The 21,589-nt window shown below is 70.7% G+C and carries 23 protein-coding genes; 3 read left to right on the plus strand and 20 right to left on the minus strand.

Translation table 11 applies throughout. From position 1 onward, the window contains the following. Positions 1-4: 4 nt before the first annotated feature. The 3 genes from ruvA to DFR74_RS01640 form a co-directional block, all read right to left on the minus strand. Positions 5-610, minus strand: coding sequence for a Holliday junction branch migration protein RuvA (ruvA, locus tag DFR74_RS01630; RefSeq protein ID WP_067504120.1), 606 nt, complete (start codon positions 608-610; stop codon positions 5-7). Next, a complete protein-coding gene (gene ruvC, locus DFR74_RS01635; protein ID WP_067504123.1) occupies positions 607-1,176 on the minus strand; it encodes a crossover junction endodeoxyribonuclease RuvC in 570 nt (189 codons plus the stop codon). The genes ruvA and ruvC overlap by 4 nt, the downstream gene beginning before the upstream one ends. Before the next feature lie 80 nt (positions 1,177-1,256). Then, positions 1,257-1,769, minus strand: a complete 513-nt coding sequence (locus DFR74_RS01640) for an O-acetyl-ADP-ribose deacetylase (protein WP_067504126.1) — start codon at positions 1,767-1,769, stop codon at positions 1,257-1,259. A gap of 104 nt (positions 1,770-1,873) precedes the next feature. Here DFR74_RS01640 and DFR74_RS01645 point away from each other — a divergent pair, with 104 nt between their 5' ends. Further along, positions 1,874-2,359, plus strand: coding sequence for a metalloregulator ArsR/SmtB family transcription factor (locus tag DFR74_RS01645; protein ID WP_084537352.1), 486 nt, complete (start codon positions 1,874-1,876; stop codon positions 2,357-2,359). 53 nt (positions 2,360-2,412) lie between these two features. Then, entirely contained in the window at positions 2,413-2,916 is a 504-nt protein-coding gene (locus DFR74_RS01650; protein WP_067504129.1) for an SRPBCC family protein, read from the plus strand. 57 nt (positions 2,917-2,973) lie between these two features. On the opposite strand, the gene DFR74_RS01655 is transcribed toward DFR74_RS01650, so the two are convergent. From DFR74_RS01655 to DFR74_RS01670, 4 genes are all read right to left on the minus strand, one after another. Next, positions 2,974-3,726, minus strand: coding sequence for a YebC/PmpR family DNA-binding transcriptional regulator (locus tag DFR74_RS01655; protein WP_067504132.1), 753 nt, complete (start codon positions 3,724-3,726; stop codon positions 2,974-2,976). A 75-nt stretch (positions 3,727-3,801) separates the two neighbouring features. Beyond that, on the minus strand, positions 3,802-4,317 hold the full coding sequence (locus tag DFR74_RS36550; RefSeq protein ID WP_067504135.1) for a C1 family peptidase: 516 nt from the start codon (positions 4,315-4,317) through the stop codon (positions 3,802-3,804). A gap of 452 nt (positions 4,318-4,769) precedes the next feature. Continuing rightward, positions 4,770-5,417, minus strand: coding sequence for a pyridoxal 5'-phosphate synthase glutaminase subunit PdxT (gene pdxT, locus DFR74_RS01665; protein ID WP_067504153.1), 648 nt, complete (start codon positions 5,415-5,417; stop codon positions 4,770-4,772). Between the two features lie 48 nt (positions 5,418-5,465). Then, a complete protein-coding gene (locus DFR74_RS01670) occupies positions 5,466-6,284 on the minus strand; it encodes an acyl-CoA thioesterase (RefSeq protein WP_067504156.1) in 819 nt (272 codons plus the stop codon). Between the two features lie 114 nt (positions 6,285-6,398). On the opposite strand from DFR74_RS01670, the gene DFR74_RS01675 reads away from it, so the two are divergent. After that, positions 6,399-7,010, plus strand: a complete 612-nt coding sequence (locus tag DFR74_RS01675) for a nucleoside/nucleotide kinase family protein (protein ID WP_067504159.1) — start codon at positions 6,399-6,401, stop codon at positions 7,008-7,010. 26 nt (positions 7,011-7,036) lie between these two features. Here the strand turns inward: DFR74_RS01675 and DFR74_RS01680 are convergent, their stop codons facing one another. The 13 genes from DFR74_RS01680 to DFR74_RS01740 form a co-directional block, all read right to left on the minus strand. Continuing rightward, entirely contained in the window at positions 7,037-7,306 is a 270-nt protein-coding gene (locus tag DFR74_RS01680) for an alpha/beta fold hydrolase (protein ID WP_067504162.1), read from the minus strand. 388 nt (positions 7,307-7,694) lie between these two features. After that, entirely contained in the window at positions 7,695-8,225 is a 531-nt protein-coding gene (locus DFR74_RS01685; protein ID WP_147265722.1) for a hypothetical protein, read from the minus strand. Between the two features lie 112 nt (positions 8,226-8,337). Then, on the minus strand, positions 8,338-8,844 hold the full coding sequence (locus DFR74_RS01690; protein ID WP_067504167.1) for a hypothetical protein: 507 nt from the start codon (positions 8,842-8,844) through the stop codon (positions 8,338-8,340). A 223-nt stretch (positions 8,845-9,067) separates the two neighbouring features. Continuing rightward, positions 9,068-9,988 (minus strand): pyridoxal 5'-phosphate synthase lyase subunit PdxS, encoded by a 921-nt coding sequence (gene pdxS, locus DFR74_RS01695; RefSeq protein WP_067504169.1) that lies wholly within the window; start codon positions 9,986-9,988, stop codon positions 9,068-9,070. 420 nt (positions 9,989-10,408) lie between these two features. After that, positions 10,409-11,452, minus strand: a complete 1,044-nt coding sequence (locus DFR74_RS01700) for an NUDIX hydrolase (protein ID WP_067504311.1) — start codon at positions 11,450-11,452, stop codon at positions 10,409-10,411. After that, a complete protein-coding gene (locus DFR74_RS01705; protein ID WP_067504171.1) occupies positions 11,452-12,576 on the minus strand; it encodes a glycosyltransferase family 4 protein in 1,125 nt (374 codons plus the stop codon). Before DFR74_RS01705 ends, DFR74_RS01700 begins: the two co-directional genes overlap by 1 nt. After that, positions 12,573-13,532: a phosphatidylinositol mannoside acyltransferase gene (locus DFR74_RS01710; RefSeq protein ID WP_067504174.1), complete on the minus strand. Its 960-nt coding sequence runs from the start codon at positions 13,530-13,532 to the stop codon at positions 12,573-12,575. Before DFR74_RS01710 ends, DFR74_RS01705 begins: the two co-directional genes overlap by 4 nt. A 64-nt stretch (positions 13,533-13,596) precedes the next feature. After that, positions 13,597-14,259 carry a phosphatidylinositol phosphate synthase gene (gene pgsA, locus DFR74_RS01715; RefSeq protein WP_067504176.1) on the minus strand — a complete coding sequence of 221 codons (663 nt, stop codon included), beginning with the start codon at positions 14,257-14,259 and terminating at the stop codon, positions 13,597-13,599. A 2-nt stretch (positions 14,260-14,261) separates the two neighbouring features. Beyond that, positions 14,262-14,834: an ATP adenylyltransferase gene (locus tag DFR74_RS01720; protein ID WP_067504178.1), complete on the minus strand. Its 573-nt coding sequence runs from the start codon at positions 14,832-14,834 to the stop codon at positions 14,262-14,264. Next, positions 14,831-16,891, minus strand: coding sequence for a threonine--tRNA ligase (gene thrS / locus DFR74_RS01725; RefSeq protein WP_067504182.1), 2,061 nt, complete (start codon positions 16,889-16,891; stop codon positions 14,831-14,833). Before thrS ends, DFR74_RS01720 begins: the two co-directional genes overlap by 4 nt. A gap of 521 nt (positions 16,892-17,412) precedes the next feature. After that, positions 17,413-18,027 (minus strand): (2Fe-2S)-binding protein, encoded by a 615-nt coding sequence (locus DFR74_RS01730; protein WP_170160686.1) that lies wholly within the window; start codon positions 18,025-18,027, stop codon positions 17,413-17,415. Then, the gene (locus DFR74_RS01735) at positions 18,024-18,455 is read right to left on the minus strand and encodes a TIGR02611 family protein (RefSeq protein WP_067504187.1); all 432 of its coding nucleotides are present in this window, start codon (positions 18,453-18,455) and stop codon (positions 18,024-18,026) included. Before DFR74_RS01735 ends, DFR74_RS01730 begins: the two co-directional genes overlap by 4 nt. 100 nt (positions 18,456-18,555) lie before the next feature. After that, positions 18,556-20,787, minus strand: coding sequence for a SulP family inorganic anion transporter (locus DFR74_RS01740; protein WP_067504190.1), 2,232 nt, complete (start codon positions 20,785-20,787; stop codon positions 18,556-18,558). Between the last annotated feature and the right edge of the window lie 802 nt (positions 20,788-21,589).

A 21,589-nucleotide genomic window follows, 5' to 3' on the forward strand; every position in this document is an offset into this window, starting at 1 on the left:
CGTCCTACCGGTTCTTGCCGAGGGTGGACAGGGCGGCGCGCAGCGCGGTGGCGGTGTCGGCGGCGGGCTGTTCGGCCAGGACGGCGTCCACCGACGGCTCGGCCTGTTTGGCGGGAAAGCCCAGTCCGACGAGCGCCTCCACGACCTGGTCGCGCACGGGCGTGAGCACGGGCGCCTGCGCGCTGCCGGGCGGACCCGCCTGCACCGGAACGAGATCCACCTTGTCGCGCAACTCCACCACCATGCGCTCGGCGCCGCGCTTGCCGATGCCGGGAACCCTCGTCAGCGCGGCGACATTGCTCTCGGCGAGCGCCTTGCGCAGGGCTTCGGGTTCGAGCACGGCGAGCACCGCCATGGCCAGCCGGGGGCCGACGCCGGAGACGGTTTGCAGCAGGCCGAACAGGTCGCGGGCCTCGGTGTCGGCGAAACCGTAGAGGGTCATGGAGTCCTCGCGCACGATCATCGCCGTGTAGAGGCGCACCTCCGCGCCTCGGGTGAGTGTGGCCAGCGTGGCGGGGGTGGCGTTGAGCCGGTAGCCGACGCCGGCGGCCTCCACCACCGCGTGGTCGAGCGCGATCTCCAGCACCTCGCCGCGTACCGACGCGATCACCCGCGCACCGCCTTCCGTTGTTCGGCCAGTCGTTCGGTGTAGCGCCGCCGCGCCTCGGCGGCCTTCGCCTCGGCGGCGGCCATCCGCGCCAGCAGCGGCGCCCGCCAACAATGACAGATGGCCAGGGCCAGCGCATCCGCCGCGTCGGCGGGTTTCGGCGCGACCTTCAGGCCGAGCAGCCGGGTGACCATCGCGGTCACCTGCGCCTTGTCGGCGCTGCCGTTGCCGGTGACGGCGGCCTTCACCTCGCTCGGGGTGTGGAAGGCCACCGGGATGCCGCGGCGCGCGGCGGCCAGCGCGATGACGCCGCCCGCCTGCGCGGTGCCCATGGCGGTGCGCACGTTGTGCTGAGCGAACACCCGCTCGATCGCGACGGCCGACGGGCGGTGGGTGTCCATCCACTCCTCGGCGGCGTCGGCGACACGCAGCAGCCGGTGTGCGAGGTCCAGATCGGGCGGGGTGCGCACCACGTCGACGGCGATCGCGGTGACGGTGCGCCCCTGTCCGCCCTCCACGAGGCTGAGGCCGCACCGGGTGAGCCCGGGGTCGACGCCCATCACCCGCACGAAAACCCCTCTCGCAGACACGAACAACTGTTCGAGAGTTTAGCGGAGGGTGCGGTGCGCGGTCACCAGCGACACGGCCGCTACGCCCGGACCGCCGCGTCGAAGGCGTGGTAGGCGCGGGCGTCGAAGAGCACGAACCGCACAGTGTCGACGGCCGAGCCCGCCGCGCGGACGGTTTCGATCGCGATGCGCGCGCCGTCGTCGATGGGCCAGCGGTAGATGCCCGTGGAGATGGCGGGGAACGCGACGGTGAGCGCGCCGAGTTCGTCTGCCACGCGCAGGGATTCGCGATAGCACGAGGCGAGCAGGTCCGAGCGGTCCTCCCGCTCCGACCAGACGGGTCCGACGGTGTGGATCACCCAGCGCGCGGGCAGTTCCCCGGCGGTGGTCGCGACGGCCTGACCGGTCGGCAGCCCGCGACCGTAGTGGGAGGCCCGCAGATCGCGGCATTCGGCCAGGATGCGCGGGCCGCCCACACGGTGGATCGCGCCGTCCACTCCCCCACCGCCGAGCAGCGACGAGTTCGCGGCGTTGACGATCGCGTCGACCGCCTGCCGCGTGATGTCACCCCGGACGAGTTCCACGGTGGTCATGCCCCGGATTCTGCCCCGCCCGATCGTCGGCCGCCAGCACCTTCCGACCGGACCACGAGCCCTCGACCCTCGACAATGCGTAACCAATTGGTTACGCTTTACTCGTGGACGAGGTAGCCGCCGCCATCGCGGATCCGATTCGCCGCGCGATCCTGGAGATGCTGCGGGACGGGCGGCTCACCGCGGGCGAGATCGCGGGACGGTTCGACGTCAGCCGGCCCGCGATCAGCAGGCATCTGCGCGTGCTGCGCGAAAGCGGGCTCGTCCGTGACGAACTCAGCGGCAGGCGGCGTTACTACGAGCTCGACGCCGCGCCGCTCGGCGAACTCGCCGGCTGGATCGCGCGCTTCGGCGTGGCGGGCGTTTGGGAGCAGCGATTGGACGCGCTGGCCACCGAGGTGCACCGCACCAAGCGCGACCGCGTGCGCGGCACCCCGCGCGCGGATGACCAGCCTCGCGCGGGCAGCGCGCAATCCGCCGACAGCCCGGCGAATCCGACCGCCCCCGGTGTCCAGGGAACTCGGGCGAAACCGGCAGGCCCGAAGCACGACTCCGGCCGACCGGCCACCCCCAGGAAAAACACCGCATAACCACGCCCAGACGACTCGCGTCGCGAAACTGACTTCCCCCGAAAGGATTTCGCATGACACCCACCCCCACCGGCCGCCTGATCCCCACCGAACAAGGCCACGATCTCGTCCTCACCAGGACCTATCGCGCCCCGATCGAGGACGTGTGGGCGAGCGTCACCGAATCCGAGCGCACCGCGCGCTGGTACGGCTCCTGGGAGGGCGAGGCGGGGCCGGGCCGCGAGGTCGCGGTGCGCCTGCTGTTCGAAGAAGGGCAGCCGACCGTCACCATGACGATCGACGCGTGCGCACCGCCGCGCCACCTGGCCCTCTCCAGCGCCGACGAGTCCGGCAACTGGCGGCTGGAACTCACGCTCACCGAGCACGGCGACCGGACCGAGCTGAGGTTCGTGCATCACTTGGACGCCGACACCGCGAAACAGGCGGGCGAGGTGGGCCCCGGCTGGGAGTACTACCTCGACGCACTCACCGCCGCGCGGGAAGGCGGGACACTGCCCGTGTTCGAGGACTACTACCCGGCCCAGTCCGAGCACTTCCGAGCCCAGCTCGACGCCTGACCGGAAGACGCCGCGAGCCCCGGCCCTGTGCGGACCGGGGCTCGCGAGCGGAAACGCTCAGTCCTCGAGCTGGGCGAGGACGTCGTCGGGGATGTCGACGTTGGTGTAGACGTTCTGCACGTCGTCGCTGTCCTCGAGTGCGTCGATCAGCTTGATCACCTTGCGCGCGCCGTCCACGTCCACCGCGACCGACACCGACGGCTGGAAGCCGGACTCGGCCGAGTCGTAGTCGATGCCCGCGGCCTGCAACGCCGACCGCACGGCGACCAGATCACCGGGCTCGCTGATGATCTCGAACGACTCGCCCAGGTCGTTGACCTCTTCGGCGCCCGCGTCCAGCACCGCGAGCAGCACGTCGTCCTCGGACAGGCCGTTCTTGTCCAGGGTGACTACGCCCTTGCGGGTGAACAGGTAGGCCACCGAACCCGGATCGGCCATGTTGCCGCCGTTGCGGGTCATCGCGACGCGCACCTCGCCCGCGGCGCGGTTGCGGTTGTCGGTGAGGCACTCGATCAGCACGGCGACACCGTTGGGGCCGTAGCCCTCGTACATGATGGTCTGCCAGTCGGCGCCGCCCGCTTCCTCACCGCCGCCGCGCTTGCGCGCGCGCTCGATATTGTCATTGGGCACCGACGACTTCTTGGCCTTCTGGATGGCGTCGTACAGCGTCGGGTTGCCATCCGGATCACCGCCACCCGTGCGGGCCGCCACCTCGATGTTCTTGATCAGCTTCGCGAAGAGCTTGCCCCGCTTGGCATCGATCGCGGCCTTCTTGTGCTTGGTGGTGGCCCATTTGGAGTGGCCGCTCATTCCCTACTTCCTTCGAGGTCGGTGGCTGAAGAATTCCACCAGCCTAGTGGACGCCCCGGGCCGGCCCGCGTCGCCTCACAGCGAAACCACGTACGCCTCCGGGAAGAAGGCGTCCCGGATGTACTTCGGGGAGGCGTAGGCGAAGCCCTCGTCGCCCCAGGCGGTGCCCCAGCTGTTGCGGATGACGAAGTGCCCGCTGGCCAGGTAGCCGACGATCGCGACGGCGTGCCCGCCGCGCGCGGTGCCGTGCGCGAACTCCTCCAGGAAGCCGCCCGCCGCGGTCGCGCCGTCCCAGGTGTCGTCCACGAGGAAGCCGGCCAGGATGGGTTTGCCGTCGGCGAGCACGGCGCGCCAGTGCGAGAGGTTGACGCCCACATTGAAGTAGGAGGCGATACGCTTGCCCGCCGCGTGCGCCCAGAAGGTGTTCTCCTGCCCCCGGTACATCTTGGTGGCGATATGGAACGGCAGCAAGCTCTCCTCGACCACGCCATAGCGCTTGCACACCTCCACGGCGGCCTTCAATTCGGTGCCCGCGCCCTCGATGAACGTCTCCGGGCGCTGCGAGAAGCCGTCGGTCTCCTTCGATGCCATCCACACGAACCGCGGCGAGATGCGCGTCCTGGGGCACCCGGCCCGCGGTGACCAGGTGGTAGCGCAGCAGTCCGTCGCCGGTGGCCCAGCCGACGCAGGAGCCGGTGTCCTCCTGGTCGCCGATGGTCCACCAGTCGCGGCGCAGGTCGACGCTGTCGGGCAGCGCCGCGACGGCGCCGAGCGCGCCGACGGTCAGGGCGTCGGCGAACGTCCAGTCCCGGGCGGTGTCACGGGAGGGGACCAGATTGCAGATCCGCGCCTCGGCGGGCACGGGTTCGTCCGCACGGGGTGCGGTGATGACGTCGGTCATGATGGGGTTCCTTCACGTCCGGGTCGGTCGGGATCGCCCGGATGAGAAGTGATGATGCGCCGCCGCCACGCCCCGGACGCGAGTACTCGCGTACCCGTTCCGCCGCCGGGATCGCGGGCGAACGCGCAGGTGGGGCGCGGGACTACGCGCCGCGCACGATATCGACGAACAGGCCGTGCACCCGCAGGTCGCCGGTGACCTCGGGGTGGAACGCGGTGGCCACCACCGCGCCCTGCCGCACCGCCACGATGCGCCCGGCGAACGGCCCGGACGGCACGGTGGCCAGCACCTGCACGTCGTCGCCCGCGCGCTCCACCCAGGGGGCGCGGATGAAGACGGCGCGCACCGGCCCGCCCTCGACGCCGTCGAAGTCCAGATCGACCTCGAAGGAGTCGACCTGGCGGCCGAACGCGTTGCGGCGCACCGTCATATCGATGCCCGACAGGTGCTCGGCGTCGGGCCGGGTGTCGAGCACCTCGGAGGCGAGCAGGATCATGCCCGCGCACGAACCGTAGGCGGGCATGCCCGCGCGCAGGCGGGCGCGCAGCGGTTCGAGCAGGTCGAACGCGACCAGCAGATTGCTGATGGCGGTGGACTCCCCGCCGGGGATGACCAGTCCGTCGACGGCGGCCAGCTCCTCGGGGCGGCGCACCAGCACCGGCTCGGCACCGCAGTGCGCCAGCGCCGCGACGTGTTCACGCACGTCGCCCTGCAGTGCCAGCACACCGATGGTGGGGCGCGACGCGGGCCGCGCGTCGGCGGCGGGGGTGGCGACCGGGGATGCGTTCACCCCGACGAGCTTACGAGTCCCGGCGGTGTGGGCCCGCTCACGCTTCGCTCACTGGCGGGGCGTGCGGATGAGCCCTTCCTGCACGACGGCCGCGACGAGGTCGCCCGCCCGGTTGAAGATGCGGCCGCCGGTGAGCGCGCGCCCGAAGCCCGCGGCCGGGGAGGACTGGTCGTAGAGCAGCCAGTCGTCGGCGCGGAACGGGCGCAGGAACCACATGGCGTGGTCGAGCGAGGCGTCCTGGGTGGGTTCACCGGGGTGGATGACCTTGGACGAGCCGAGCAGCGTCATATCGCTCATGTACGCGAGCGTGCAGACGTGGAACAGCGGATCGTCGGGCAGCGGGTGGCGGTACCGGAACCACACCTGCTGCTGGGCGACCGAACCGTCGCGCCGCGCCACCGACTCCTGCGGCACGATGCGGATGTCCCAGTGCTCCCATTCGCGCATGGCCCACAGCCGCTCGGGGCTCAGCGAGGTCTGCGCGTCGGGCAGGTCGTCCGGCGCGGGCACCTCGGGCATCACGTCCTGGTGGACCGGCCCGTCGTCGCCGACGTGGAACGAGGCCGACATCATGAAGATCGCCGCGCCGTCCTGCACGCCGGTGACGCGGCGGGTGCAGAAGGACCGGCCGTCGCGGATGCGCTCGACCAGGTAGACGGTGCGCTCCTGCGGATTGCCCGGCCGCAGGAAGTAGCCGTGCAGTGAATGCACCTGGAAACGCGGCTCCACCGTGCGCACCGCCGACACCAGGGCCTGACCGGCGACCTGACCGCCGAAGGTGCGCGCGAGCTGGGTCTTCGGGGACGCGCCCCGGAAGATGTCCCGCTCCAGGCGCTCGATCTCCAATGCCTCTTCGATTGTCGCCATGCGCTGAGGTTAACCCGCGGCATCCGATTCGCCCCGTTCGCCCACCTGTTGCCCCGGCGTAGGGGTCTGTTCCGCGATCGGAGACGCGGTGGGGCGGTCTGCTGTGATGGAGGCGTGCCGCATTTCGCACCCATCACCCCGCGCGGGCTCGCCGACCTGCTGATCGTCCGCCTCCACGACTTGCCGGGGCGGCGCGTTGTCGCGATCGACGGGGCCGACGCCGCCCGACCCGCCGACTTCGCGCACGAGGCCGCGCGGGCCGTGCGCGACACCGGCCGCACCGCCGAGGTGGTCTCGACACACGACTACGTGCGCCCGGCCTCGCTGCGCATGGAGTACGGGCGCGAGGACGAATTCTCCTACCGCACAGCATGGTTCGACTACGACGCGCTGCGCCGCGAAGTGCTCGACGCGCTGCGCGCGCACGGCCGCTGGCTGCCCGCCCTCTGGGACGAGTCCACCGACCGCTCCGCCCGCGTCGCCGTGCGCACCGCCCCCACCGACACGGTCCTCTTCCTCGCGGGCCCGATGCTCCTGGGCCGCTCCCTCCCCTTCGACTTGACCGTCCACCTCGACCTCGGCCCGGCGGCGCTGCGGCGCAACACCCCGGACAGCGAACAGTGGACCATCCCCGCGCTGGGCGCGCACGCGGACGAAAACCCGGAGGTACCAGACTATTTCGTGCGCTGGGACCACCCGGACCGGGCGGCGCTGCGACGTGAGTGAGGCCGGGTTTCGGCCGTGCGGCGCTCTCAGGAGGTGTGTGGGCCCGCGGTCGCGTCGGCGACCAGGTCGCGTAGTTCGACGAGCGCGCTGATCAATTGGTCGATGCCGGGGCGCTTCACCGGGAAGTGGCCCGCGCCTTCGAGTTCGATGAAGCGGGTTGGGGCGGTGATGCGGTCGAAGAACGCGCGGCTGACGGCGGTCGAGGTCCAGCGGTCGGCGCCGGGGTGGGTGAGCCGGACCGGGCAGGCTCCGTGGAGCCGGAGGATTGCACCCAGGGCGTCGAAGCCCAGGTCCACGGAGTTGTTCTCGACCCACCGCCCGGCAGCAGCGTGGAAGACTGCGTCGAGACGATGATCCGGCTGTGGACCGCGGCGCTTCGCGAAAGCTCCACCGGGGCAACCGACTCCGACGAGTCCTCGACGAATGGTACGGACCCACCTCCGACCTGACCGTGGATGCCGCTGCGACTCTTCGGGGATGGGCACGAGGTGAGCGAGCGGCGATCTCGGCGCGACAACCGGGTGCCGCCCGAGGCATCCGGCTCCACCCTCCATCCCACGCCCGGCAGAGCGCGCCGACCTCACCGCTCGAATATTGCCGCCACCTCGTCGGCGGGCCATTGCCCCGTCCTCCTCCGATCCCACGGCGTAACCGTCATGACTCGCTTCCCCTGTCCTGTGCGATCTATGCGGCGATCTCGCGCGGATCGATGCGATCGGTGCGCCCCGCCCCGCACTCCGAGTGCACGAGTTCGGTGACCATATTCGGCGTGAATTCCTTGTGTCCCAGCACTTCCCGCAGTCCGATAACCAATTCGACAGTGCTGTAGTCGAAGAGGGACAGTTCCCGGCCGAGCAGCAGCTTGATGTGATGCTCGAAGTAGAACCGCTCCCCCAGCGCGAATCCCGCGGCGTCGGTGCGCGGCACACCGGCCGCCCACGGTGTCGCCTCGATCTTCACCCGCGTCACGCCGAAACCGGCCGCCACCACGCCTTCCGCGAAATCTCGCACCGAATCACGCACGGCCACAAGGGAACCCGAGCGCCGAAGGGTGAACATCGGCTGCACGGGCACCCGACCTCCGGCCAAGGCGATGTGGACGAACTTCGCACCGTGCGCCGCCGCGTGCCGCTCCAGCGCGTCGGCCGGGTCGTCGACGCGCACGGTAACATGCGCCTCGAAATCACCGTGAAAATGGGGAAGCTCCGCTGTCACCCGACCATGCTCGCAGGCGGTGCGGGCGGTGTCGTCCGAATATCCCCCGAACGGCACGGAACCCGGCCACGCACGACCGGGTTCGTTGGAGCGCTTGGTTATTCGGCTCGCATCAGGCGGTGCAGGCCACCGACTGCTGACCGAACGCGGTGAGCATCTGGCAAGCCCAGTCCTTCTGGACCTTCCACTTGCCGTCCTCGGCGACGAAGGGGACATCCACGATGTTCTCCTGGCCGTTGAGGACGACCTTCGCCTTCGCGTTGACCACATTTCCGTACGCCGTGACGTCGGTGACCTCGATGGTGGCGCCGGTGTCGGTGTATGCCTGCGCCAAGCGACCCGGCAGTTCCGGATCCGCCTCGACGCCCTGCACCATGTCGAGCTTCTCCTCGTTGGGCACGGCCGGGTCGAGCGCGCGCTGCAACTGCGCGTTCAGATCCGCCACCGACGGCACCGCCGGCGTGTTCTCCGCCTGCGTGGTGGTGGCCTGGGCGGTCGCCGACGTGGTCGTGGTGGTGGGTGTGTCGTCGCCCCCGTCGTCGCTGCCGCACGCGGCCAGGCTCAGCGCCGCCACGGCCGCCAGGCCTGCGATCGCGATCTTTCCGGTCCTGCGAAACATCAACTGTCGTCCTTTGCGTTCGAATCGGGTCGCGTCGCCCCGGCTGCGTCATCGCGCCGTGTCGCGCCCGCGCGGGGCCAGCGGACGTCATCGGCACCGCGCCCGACGCTATCCGGCGGCTCTGTGGAAACTCTGAGACCGCCGTGTGACCGGCCCAAGAGTCGAACCCGGACACGCGAACGCCCGGCCGCGGAAACCTCCGTGACCGGGCGTCGAAACCTGTTCACCAACCGCGCTCGGCGAGCCGGTGCGGCTGCGCGATCTCCTCCACGTTGATGCCCACCATGGCCTCGCCCAGCCCGCGCGACACCTTCGCCAGCACGTCGGGGTCGTCGTGGAAGGTGGTGGCCTTCACGATCGCGGCCGCGCGCTGTTCCGGGTTGCCCGACTTGAAGATGCCGGAGCCCACGAACACGCCCTCAGCGCCGAGCTGCATCATCATCGCCGCGTCGGCGGGGGTGGCGATACCGCCGGCGGTGAACAACACCACGGGCAGCTTGCCGGTCTCGGCGACCTCGCGGACCAGCTCGTAGGGGGCCTGCAGTTCCTTGGCCGCCACGTACAGCTCGTCGGCGGGCAGCGCGGCCAGCTTGCGGATCTCCTGGCGGATCTGGCGCATGTGGGTGGTCGCGTTGGACACGTCACCGGTGCCGGCCTCGCCCTTGGAGCGGATCATGGCCGCGCCTTCGGTGATGCGGCGAAGCGCCTCGCCCAGGTTGGTCGCGCCACAGACGAAGGGAACGGTGAAGTTCCACTTGTCGATGTGGTTGGTGTAGTCGGCGGGGGTGAGCACCTCGGACTCGTCGATGTAGTCGACGCCGAGGCTCTGCAGGATCTGCGCCTCCACGAAGTGACCGATGCGGGCCTTGGCCATCACCGGGATGGACACGGCGTTGATGATGCCGTCGATCATGTCCGGATCGCTCATCCGGGACACGCCGCCCTGGGCGCGGATGTCGGCGGGGACCCGCTCGAGCGCCATGACCGCGACCGCGCCGGCGTCCTCGGCGATCTTGGCCTGCTCCGGGGTGACGACGTCCATGATCACCCCGCCCTTGAGCATTTCGGCCATGCCGCGCTTGACGCGGGCGGTGCCGACGGTGGTGGTGGGCTCGGGCGTGGTCACGGCAAACTCCTGTGTCATGGGCGCCTATCGGGTCGCGCGGATCGAGGAACGAGCCAATTCTAGGCCCGCCCGAAATGCCACTTGATAGCCAGTTGGAGACCACTGGACTGGTCCCCCGGCGCACCCGCTCGGTCCACCGCTCCCGTTCGCCGCATCCGCCGCCGTCGACGGCGGATCACCGGAATCAGACCGGATCGATCACCAGCAGCTGCGCCCAATACTCGGCGGCGGCCGGACCCAGGATCGGCAACAGGAAATCGAACAGCAGGTACGACATGAACTACATCCCTCCACACCAGCGAAACGGACCGCTCCACGTCGACGGGGAGCAGCGGCTCCGGTACCACCGCGCCGCCCGCAGCTGGGCTACCCGCGGCGGCGCGATCCAGTCCCGAAGCTATCACGAAGTGAAGCGGATCACAGGGCGGCGCGGAGCGCTCAGCGGATGGAGCGGACCTCGGGATCGTCGTTGCCCGACGCGACGGCGGCGGCCTCGGGCAGGAGTTCGTCCAGGTGGTACGGGTAGACGGTCTCGCCGGTGGCGTCGATGGCCCGGATCTCCTCGGGCGTGCACCAGCGGTGCCCGGTGATGCACCGGCGCTCGACGTGGGTGAGGTTGCCCGGCTCCGGATCGAACTGGCGCACGCGCAGCGCGAAGAACAGCTCCTCGGCGCGGATCAGTTCGCCGTCGAACGGGAAGACGGCGACCCGCCGCCAGATCGGGCCGCGCAGGCTCACCGGATCGGCGCGGTGCCCGGTCTCCTCCCACAGCTCCCGCACGGCGGCCGCGCGCAGGCTCTCCCCCGGCTCCACGCCGCCGCCGATGGTGAACCAGAACGACACGTCGGGCGTCTTGGGGTCGTGGCCGCGCATCAGCAGCACGCGGTCCTGCTCGTCGAGGAGCACGACGCGCGCCGACGTGCGGATCGTGTCGACCTCGAGCCCGGTGGACGCGGCGGGGGTGGCGCGTTCGGTGATCTCGAAGTAGGTGGGCAGCGGCGCGGTGCCGCCCAGGTGCAGCCAGCGCACCGGGCGCCGGGTGCGCAGGGCGAGCGTGTCGCGGACGGCGTCGTTGTGGAATCGGCGGGCGATCAGGACCCTGGCCTCGGCATCGGCCAGTTCGGCCACCAGCTGGGGCCGCAACTGCGCGATATCGACCCCCGACAGCGCGGCGGACAGCTGGTTCTCGACGGTCTCGCGTTCGGCCCGGTCGGCGCGTTCGGCCCGGTCGGCCAGCCCGGACAGGTGCTTGGCCTGTTCGGCCAGCGCCGGATCCGACACCGGCCCGGCGATCGCCATGGCCACCGAGCGCGCGACCACCGCGCGCCGGGCCAGCGCCGATTCCAGCGCGTGCCAGGACTGGTCGGAGCGCACGTGCAGCCGGTCGAGCCGGTTGGCCGTGGAGTAGGCCCACAGGCCGATCGCCACGACGACGGCCGCGATCAGCGCGAGAACGAGGACCGTGGTGGCGGAGAAGGTGATCATCCGGCGGCCCGGACCCTCGTGTCGCCGACGGTGACCGTCTCGTAGACGCGCAGGATCTGTTCGGCCACCACGGGCCAATCGTATTCGCCGACCACCTGATTCGCGGTGCGGACAAGGCGCTCGCGCCGGGCGGTGTCGGTGAGCACCCCGTCGATCGCGGTGGCCAGCGCGGGCGCGTCGCCCACCGGGACCAGTACACCCGCCGCGCCGTCGCGCAGCACGCGGCGGAAGGCGTCGAGCTCGCTGGCCACCACGGCGGTGCCCGCCGCCATCGCCTCGATCAGGATGATGCCGAAGCTCTCGCCGCCCAGGTTGGGCGCGACGTACACATCGGCGCTGCGCATGGCCGAGGCCTTCTCCTCGTCGGAGACCTGCCCGAGGAAGCGCAGGTGGCGCGCGTGCGGACCGGCCTCGCGGCGCAGGCGCTCCTCGTCACCGCGCCCGACGATGAGGATCTCCAGCTCCGGGTGGCGGCGCACCAGCTCGGGCAGTGCGCCGAGCAGCACCTCCATGCCTTTGCGCGGCTCGTCGTAGCGGCCGAGGAACAGCACCGTGCCGCCCGCGCGCGGGTAGCCCTCCAGCATGGGGGCACGGGCGAACGCCGCCACGTCGACGCCGTTGGGGATCTCCACCGCGTCGGAGCCCAGCGCCTCCACCTGCCAGCGGCGGGCCAGCTCCGACACCGCGATCCGACCGCTGATCTTCTCGTGGTACGGCCGCAGCACGCCCTGAAAAGTACTGAGCACCAAGGACTTCGTGGTGGAGGTGTGGAAGGTGGCCACGATCGGCCCCTCGGCGATCTTCAGCGCCAGCATGGACAGGCTCGGCGCGTTGGGCTCGTGGATGTGCAGCACGTCGAAGTCGTTGCCGTCGATCCAGCGCCGGATGCGGGTGTAGGCCATGGGGCCGAAGGAGAGTCGCGCGACCGAGCCGTTGTACGGAATGGCGACCGCGCGCCCCGCCGACACCACGAACTCCGGCAGCGGCGTCTCCTCCGAGGCCGGCGCGAGCACGCTGACCTTGTGGCCGCGCTCGATGAGGACCCGGGCCAGCTCCACGACGTGCGCCTGCACGCCGCCGGGGACGTCGAAGGAGTACGGGCACACCATCCCGATCTTCACGACGCCTCGTCTCCCGCCGTGTGGCGCCCGAGTTCGGCCTGCGCGGCCGCGATCCTGGCCAGCCGCTCGGGCGACAGATCGCCCTCCCAGAGCGGTTGCAGCATGTGCCAGTCAGCCGGATGTTCGGCGATGTTGGCCGCGAACCGGTCGGCCAGCGCCTGCGTCGCGGCGGCGACGCCACCCGAGACGTCCACCGGCGCTTCGGTTTTCAGCCCCCACGCCTCCGTGCCGTCGTCGGTGACCCGGTACCAGGCGTGCACCGGCAATAACGCGGCGCCCGTCTCGATGGCCAGTTTCGCCGCACCGGCCGGCATCCAGGTGCGCTCGCCGAAGAAGGTGACCGGCACGCCCTTGCCGGTGAGGTCGCGCTCGCCCATCAGGCAGACGATCTTGTTCTGGCGCAGCCGCTCGGCGAGCACCGCGAAAGGCGGCTGCTCACCGCCGGTCAGCGGGAACACCTCGAAGCCGAGGCTCTCCCGGTAGGCGACGAACCGCTCGAACAGCGACTCCGGCTTCAGGCGTTCCGCCACGGTGGTGAGCCCGCCGTAGTTCTGCACCAGCCACAACCCGGCCATATCCCAGTTCCCGGAGTGCGGGAGCACGAAGACCACGCCGCGGCCGCGTTCCAGCGCCGCGTCCAGATGCTCGAGCCCGCCGACCGGGTGCAGCGGGGAGGAACCCAGCGCCGCGTGGTCCATGGTGGGCAGCCGGAACGCCTCGCGCCAGTACCGCGCGTAGGAGCGCAGGCTCGCGCGCATCAAGTCGTCGGGGACCTCGGCGGGCGCGACGCCGAGGACGCGGGCGAGGTTGCGCCGCAACTGATCCGGGCCGCCGTCGCGCGCCGCGCGTTCACCGCCCCAGTCGAAGAGTTTGCGCGCGGCACGCTCCGGGAGCGCGCGCACCAGGCGCCAACCCGCCGCGTATCCGGCGTCGCTCAGCCGTTCTCCGAAACTCACCGTGCCCCCTGTGCCACAACTCCGACAGTACGTCCGCTATGACCGATTCGCCCGGCGCGAGCGCTCACCGCGCCTCCTGCGCTGCGGCGGGCGGGATCACGTCGCGCGCGCCCGGCGAATTCCGCACGGCCAGCACCCGCTGGAACACGGTGATGATGCTCAGCACCGCGAGAATCCACATCGCGACGTGCACGGCGTAGGTCAGCCACTCGATGTCCCAGTGGCCGCCGATGCCGGTGAAACCCGCGCCGACCAGCACGATGATCAACCGGTCGGGACGCTCGATGAGGCCGCCGTCGGCCGAGAGCCCGCTCGCCTCGGCGCGCGCCTTGGCGTAGGAGATGACCTGCGAGGTCACCAGCACCACCAGCGTCGCCGCGAACAGCCACCTGTTGTTCTCGTGGTAGACCGCCCACCAGGCCAGGCCGCCGAAGATCGCGCCGTCGGCGACCCGGTCACAGGTGGCGTCCAGCACCGCACCGTATCTGGTGCCACCGCCGCGCGCCCGCGCCATCGCGCCGTCGAGCATGTCGAACATGACGAACAGCCAGATCACCATGGTGCCCCAGAACAGGTGACCCGTCGGGAACAGCGTGACCGCGGCCGCGATCGACGCGGCGGTCCCGATCAGGGTGACCGCGTCGGGGGTCAGTCCGGTGCTCACCAGCGCCTTGCCCAGCGGGGCGGTCGCCTTGGCGAACGTGTCGCGGCCGAAGAAGCTGAGCACGGCTAGTCCGTTTCCTTCCACGCGGCGGCCAGCAGCGCCCTGGTCTCCCGGAGCAGCTGCGGCATCACCTTCACGCCGCCCACCACGGTGATGAAGTTCGCGTCGCCGCCCCAGCGCGGCACGATGTGCTGGTGCAGGTGGTCGGCCAGCGACCCGCCCGCGACGCCGCCCAGGTTGAGGCCCACGTTGAAGCCGTGCGGGCGGGACACGCTCTTCATCACCCGGATGGCACGCTGGGTGAACGCCATCAGCTCGGCGGCCTCGGCGTCGGTGAGGTCCTCCAGGTCGGCGACCCGGCGATAGGGCACCACCATCATGTGACCGGGGTTGTACGGGTACAGGTTCAGCACCGCGTACACCAGATCGCCGCGCGCGACGATCAGGCCGTCCTCGTCCGACATCTTCGGGATGTCGGTGAACGGGTGCCCGGTCGCGTCCTTGGGGCGCGAGCCGGCGGCCTCGGTGATGTAGGACATCCGGTACGGAGTCCAGAGTCGTTGCAGCCGATCGGGTTCGCCCGTGCCGATGTCCACGATGTTCCCCTCCGTGTCATCCACGGCGTCCGGGATACTCATGCGCCCGCCGCCGAGACGATCTCGAAACCCTCCGCCGTCGGCGAGGCGTTCTCCCGGCGCGCGATCCAGTCGGCCACGGTGGCGACCGCGTCGTCGACCGGGACGCCGTTGACCTGGGTGCCGTCGCGGAACCGGAAGCTCACCGCGCCCGCGTTCACGTCCCGCTCGCCGGCCAGCAGCATGAACGGGACCTTCTGCGCGGTGTTATTGAAGATCTTCTTCTGCATCCGGTCGTCGCTGCGGTCCACGTGGGCGCGCACGCCGCGCTCGTGCAGCAGCTCGATCACCTTGTCCAGGTGCGGGGCGAAGGCCTCGGCGACCGGGATGCCCACCACCTGCACCGGGGACAACCAGGCCGGGAAGGCGCCCGCGTAGTGCTCGGTGAGCACGCCGAAGAACCGTTCGATCGAGCCGAACAGCGCGCGGTGGATCATCACCGGACGCTGCTTGGTGCCGTCGGAGGCGGTGTACTCCAGATCGAACCGCTCCGGCAGGTTGAAGTCGAGCTGGATGGTCGACATCTGCCAGGTGCGGCCCAGCGCGTCCTTGGCCTGCACCGAGATCTTGGGGCCGTAGAACGCCGCGCCGCCCGGATCGGGCACCAGTTCCAGACCGGAGGCCGCGGCCACCTTCGACAGGGTCTCGGTGGCTTCCTCCCAGATCTCGTCGGAGCCGACGAACTTCTCCGGGTCCTTGGTGGACAGCTCCAGGTAGAAGTCGTCGAGGCCGTAGTCCTTCAGCAGGTCGAGCACGAACCGCAGGGTGTCGGTGAGCTCGGCGTGCATCTGCTCCTTGGTGCAGTAGATGTGCGCGTCGTCCTGGGTCATGCCGCGCACCCTGGTCAGGCCGTGCACCACGCCGGACTTCTCGTACCGGTACACCGACCCGAACTCGAACAGCCGCAGCGGCAGTTCGCGGTAGGACCGGCCGCGCGCGCGGAAGATCAGGTTGTGCATCGGGCAGTTCATCGGCTTGACGTAGTAGTCCTGGCCGGGCTTGCGGACGGTGCCGTCCTCGTTCAGCTCCGCGTCCAGGTGCATGGCCGGGAACATGCCGTCGCGGTACCAGTCCAGGTGGCCCGACACCTCGAACAGGTGGCCCTTGGTGATGTGCGGGGTGTTGACGAACTCGTAGCCCGCCGCCACGTGCCGCCTGCGCGAGTACTCCTCGAGCTCCTTGCGGATGATGCCGCCCTTGGGGTGGAACACCGGCAGGCCCGAGCCGAGCTCGTCGGGGAAGCTGAACAGGTCCAGCTCCAGGCCCAGCTTGCGGTGGTCGCGGCGCTCGGCCTCGGCGAGCAGGTGCAGGTACTCGTCCATGGCCTCCTGGGATTCCCAGGCGGTGCCGTAGACGCGCTGCAGGTCCTCGCGGTTCTGGTCGCCCCGCCAGTAGGCGGCCGAGCTGCGGGTGAGCTTGAAGGCGGGGATGAACTTGGTGGTGGGGATGTGCGGGCCCCGGCACAGGTCGCCCCAGATCCGTTCGCCGCTGCGGGGGTCCAGGTTGTCGTAGATGGTCAGCTCTTTGCCGCCGACCTCCATCACCTCGGGGTCGTCGATGCCGGACTTGTCGCTGATCAGCTCGAGCTTGAACGGCTCGCCCGCCAGTTCCGCGCGGGCCTCCTCGACCTCGACCACCCGGCGCGAGAAGCGTTGCGCGCCTTTGATGATCTTCTTCATCCGGGTCTCCAGCTTGGCCAGATCCTCGGGGGTGAAGGGCCGGTCGACGCGGAAGTCGTAGTAGAAGCCGTCCTTGATGGGCGGGCCGATGCCGAGCTTGGCCTCGGGAAACTCCTGCTGCACCGCCTGGGCCAGCACGTGCGCGGCCGAGTGCCGGATGACGCTGCGGCCGTCCTCGGTGTCGGCGGCGACGGGCTCGACCTCGACATCGGTGTCGGGCACCCAGGACAGATCACGCAGCGCGCCCTCGGCGTCGCGCACCACGACGACGGTCTGCGGGCCCTTGGTGGGCAGTCCGGCCTCGCGCACCGCGGCGCCCGCCGTCGTCCCGGCCTGCACCCGGACGAGGGCGGCGGGGGTGCTGGCGGCGGTGGTGGTCACGGCGGCGCTCTCCTTGACGTGTTCTGGGTGCGGGCGGGTTCCCGCGCGTCGGCGCCGGGGCGGTCGTTCGCTCCGGGCGTTCTCATGCTAGCCAGCCAGCATCCTCGCACCTGCCCCCAGGCCACCACGAATCCACAACGCACGCACCTGTGCACGACTTCGCGCGATGGGGCCTCGGGCACCCTTCGTCGCCCACCGCACGGGCATCGCCATCGCCATGGGCGGCCCCCGACTGACTTCCGGGCCTCGTTTCCCCCACCACGCGGGCGGCGACGTTGCGTCTCGCGATCCGCCCTCGGCGTGCCGCGACTTCCAACCACAGGGTGGCGACCTCGGCGGGCAGCGGTGTCAGGCGCGGGAGCCGGGTTTTCGAGTACCCGCGCGATCCGCCGCGGACGGCACGCGCGCGGGGAATCGTGCCGGAGTATCCGCGGCACTCCATCGAACGGTCCACCGCTGTGACGGGCGGCACCTGGCGACCCCAGCCCTCCACGACCCGCGAGCCAGGCGCGCCGCCCCGTTCACCCCCGCGCGGCGCGCTCGAGCAAGGCCGTGCGTTCGGCGGCGGGACGCTTCGGGCAGCTGGTGCACATCTGGCAGCCGTCGACCTCGTAGACCAGACAGCACGACGTCCGGCGCAGGAAGGTCCGGCCGCCCACCTCGACGAAGCGCGGCACCGGCAATCGCCCGCCGACCTGTTCGGCCAGCCGGGCGCCCGCACTTCCGTCCCCCGCGTCGAGGGCGCGGTTACCCATGGCGTCGGCGGCCACGGCCCACAGCGAGGGCACTCCGGCCCCCGACACGGCCGCCACGACGGGGATGACGGCGGCCAAGGTCTCGCGCAGGACGGCCGCGGCGCGCGCGGGATCCGGCGCGTCGACCGGCGGGATGCGCACCCGCTCCACGCCGCCGTCGGGCCGCACCTCGCAGTCGAGCCGGTCCAGCGCGGGTTCGGGCGGCAGCTGCCCGGTGGCGTAGGCCCTGGCCAGTGGCTCCACCAGTGCGGACGCGACCATGCACCACCACAGGGTGCCCGCCACGCGCGGGACGGCGGTGCCCCAGGCCTCCCCCATCTCGGTGATCCTGGCGCTCAGCCACGTAGGCTCGGTGAGCATGCCGCCGGGGACGGTGTTCACCACGTCAGGGGACTGCGCAACCATTCCGCTTCGACTCCGATCCAGCCGCCGACCATTCCGAATGTTCCGAGGACCCACAGCGTCGCGAGGACGAGCAATACAGTAGCTATCGCTCCGAGGGCCCGCAGGAACAGTCCCTGGGAGACATACCAGTTCATGAGCTGCCAGTAGCGCTCCCGCACCGCGGCCAGCGCCTTCTTCGCCCAGCCGAATTCGGTGGCGAGGATGCCGAGTCCGGCGAACACGATGGCCCAGCCCGGCCCCGGATACGGGATCGCGACGATGCCCACGGCCAGCACCGCGACGCCGACCACGCCCACACCGATGCGGTACGCGCGGTTCAGCGTAGGGCGCGCCGCGACACGCGCGCGAAAGCCACGCCATCCGCTCGGCGTTTCGGGGCTGTCCTTCTCCAACTCCACGCTCACATTCGCCAGGGTACGAGCTGTCCGGCCGTCCGACCGGTCCCGGTGACGAAGAACCCGCGGCGACCGGCAGGTCACCGCGGGTTCCCCGGCATCGTGCGGATCAGACCAGTTCGGGCACCGGACGGTCGGTGGCGCCCTCGATGTGGGCCAGGCCGTCCACCGTCACCTCGACCACGCGTGCGCCCGCGATGTCGAAGAACAGCCCCGACACCCGCACCCCGCGTTCGGCGACCGCGCGCCGCACCACCGGATGCCGGTGCAGCGTCTCCAGCTGCACGGCGACGTTCACCATGCTCAGCTGGTCGACCTCGCCGAAGCCCGCCGCGCGGGCCGCCATCACGACCGGGTGCCCGTGCCGGAAGCGCCGCAGGCTCGGCTTCGCGTGCGCGAGCCACGGGCCGATGGACGGGCCGGTCGCGGTGCCGGTGTGCAGCGCGTGCATGGCCCCGCAGGAGGAATGCCCGCACACCACCACCGAGCGCACGTTCAGTTCCTCGAGCGCGAACACCAGGGCCGCCTCCACCGACGCGTCACCGGATTCGGGCACCAGGTTGCCCACGTTGCGCACGGTGAACAGGTCGCCGGGCCCGCTGTTGGTGATGACGTTCGGCACGATCCGCGAGTCCGAGCAGGTCAGGAAGAACGAGTGCGGGTCCTGCCGGTCGGCCAGGCCGCCCAGGTGCGGGCGCACCACGTGCGCGTGACTGCGGTGGAACGCGGCCACGCCCTCGGCCACCGGATCGGCCTTGCGGTCGTCGCGCTGCCACGGGCCCAGGATCTCGTCCCACACCGCCCGCCCGAACCCGCGCGCGGGCGGGCCGGAGAGCGCATCGGCCATGCGCACGGTGCCGATCTCGACGAATTCGACGCTGCCGCCGCCGTGTTCCTGCTGGCGCACCCACTCCTCGATGGCCTCGAAGGCGGCGTGGTCGAGGAAGTCGACGGTCATCTCCACGGTCACATCGGTGCCCGGCGGCACCTTCGCCAGTTCCGCCGAGAGGCGCGGCAGCGCCAGGAAGGTGCAGGAACCGTCGATGGTCACCAGCCAGCGCTGCGACTGCGGGATCTGGCGGGCGTCGATCGCGACCCGCACCACCCGCCACAGCAGCAGCGCGAAGGCGAGCAGCAGGCCGATGAGCACGCCCTCGAGCAGGTTCAGGAACACCACGCCGAGCACGGTCACCGCGTAGACGAGCAAGTCGCCGGTGCGCCGGGCGAGCTTGATGTGGGCCAGCTTCACCAGCTGGATGCCGATCACGATGAGCAGACCGGCCAGCGCGGCCGTCGGGATCTGCTGCACCACCGAGACCAGCGCCACCGAGAACAGCAGGATCCACACGCCGTGCAGCACCGCGGAGGCGCGGCTGCGCGCACCCGCCGCCACGTTCGCCGAGCTGCGCACGATCACACCGGTGACCGGCAGGCCGCCGAGCATGCCCGACACCACGTTGGCCGATCCCTGACCGACCAGCTCACGATCGAAGTTGGTGCGCTTGCCCGAGTGCATCTTGTCGACCGCGACGGCCGAGAGCAGGCTCTCGACGCTGGCGATCAGCGCGATGGTGAGCACCATGAGCGCCACCGCGCCCCAGCCGCCGTCGGGGATCTGCGGCAGGCCGATGGCGTCGAACAGCGAGCCGTTGAGCACGATCCGCTCGACGTGGGTGGGCAGCACCAGCGAGAGCAGCGTGCCCGCCAGCACCGCCACCAGCGGTCCCGGCACCACCCTGATCTTCTCGGGTGCGTAGCGCCACCCGAGCATGATCGCGATGACCACCGTGCCCACCACGGCGTCGCCGGCGTCCAGTGACGCCAGCCGGCCGGGCAACGCGCTGATATTGCTCCACGCCGAGCTCTCCGACGAGCCGCCGAGCAGCACGTGGATCTGTTGCAGCGCGATGGTGATGCCGATGCCCGCGAGCATGGCGTGCACCACGACGGGCGCCACGGCCAGCGCGGCGCGCGCGATCCGGCTGAGCCCGAACAGGATCTGTAACAACCCGGCCGCGACGACGATGAAACACGTGACGCGCCAACCGAATTGGTTGATGGATTCGGCGACGACGACGGTCAGGCCCGCGGCGGGGCCGCTGACCTGGAGCACGGAGCCGCCGAGGACACCGGCGACGATGCCGCCGACGACGGCGGCGATGAGTCCGGCCGCGACGGGCGCGCCGGAGGCGAGCGCGATGCCGAGCGAGAGCGGCAGCGCGACGAGGAAGACCACGATCGACGCGGGAACATCATGGCGCACAACGGATGCCAGCCATTCGGACAGGGCCCGTGCGCGCGGCGTGGTCGGGGGTGGGGCGAGATCACTCTCGACAGCCATGGCTTCTCCTTCGCCGACTCGGCGCGCACGGCGCCGACGTCGGTTGACGATCAACTTTGTCCAACAGGGCAAAAGACCGCGAACCGGCATCTCGCGGTGAAGCTGTCCCGACACAGCGACGGGTCGAGAAGGTAAAGCTGGAACGAGGCTATTAGTAAAGGCTTAGCAAAGCCTGAGAGGGAAGAGCTTCGTGGCGGCTCACATATCTCCCCGCCGGTGTGTTGTCCGGCACACCAGGGTCGAATCGTGCAGCGGGAGCGCCCGTTCCACGTCCGTCGCGCACGCCGGTCAGGCGGGCGGCACACGGCCGTCCACCCCGTCGCGCGCCGTCGCGGGAACGAGGATTCTCAGGTTCGCGCGAGGCCCTCGCGCCTGCCGGATCCCGGTCGGATCGTCCGGGCCGACCGCGCCGTAACCGCGCGTCCTGGCGACTCTGCGCACCGGACGGCCGCGCGTACGGCCTGACGAACCGCCCGCGGACGGGCTCGCGACACGGGGGCGAGCACCGCGCGAAGCGGCGGCATGATCGATCGAAAATACAAGGGCCGCAGTGACCTCCGCGTCGGTGCGGGGTGTGCGGGACGACCGCGACGTCCGTGGTGCGGGATCGGTGTCGGTGGACATATCTCTCCTTCGCCGGCGCGGCGTGCGGCCGTTCCGGTTCATCGGTCAACATGTACTGGCATCGAAAGCGAGCGGCGGGCGAAGCGTGGTGGAGCACAAGATGTTTCACGCGAGCGGCGGCCCCTCCGGCACCGGGGCCATTGTCAATAGTAAAGACTTCGCAAAGCGCACGGAAAGC

The organism is Nocardia puris, from assembly GCF_003315035.1.
In the GTDB taxonomy this organism is placed as follows: Bacteria; Actinomycetota; Actinomycetes; order Mycobacteriales; family Mycobacteriaceae; genus Nocardia; species Nocardia puris.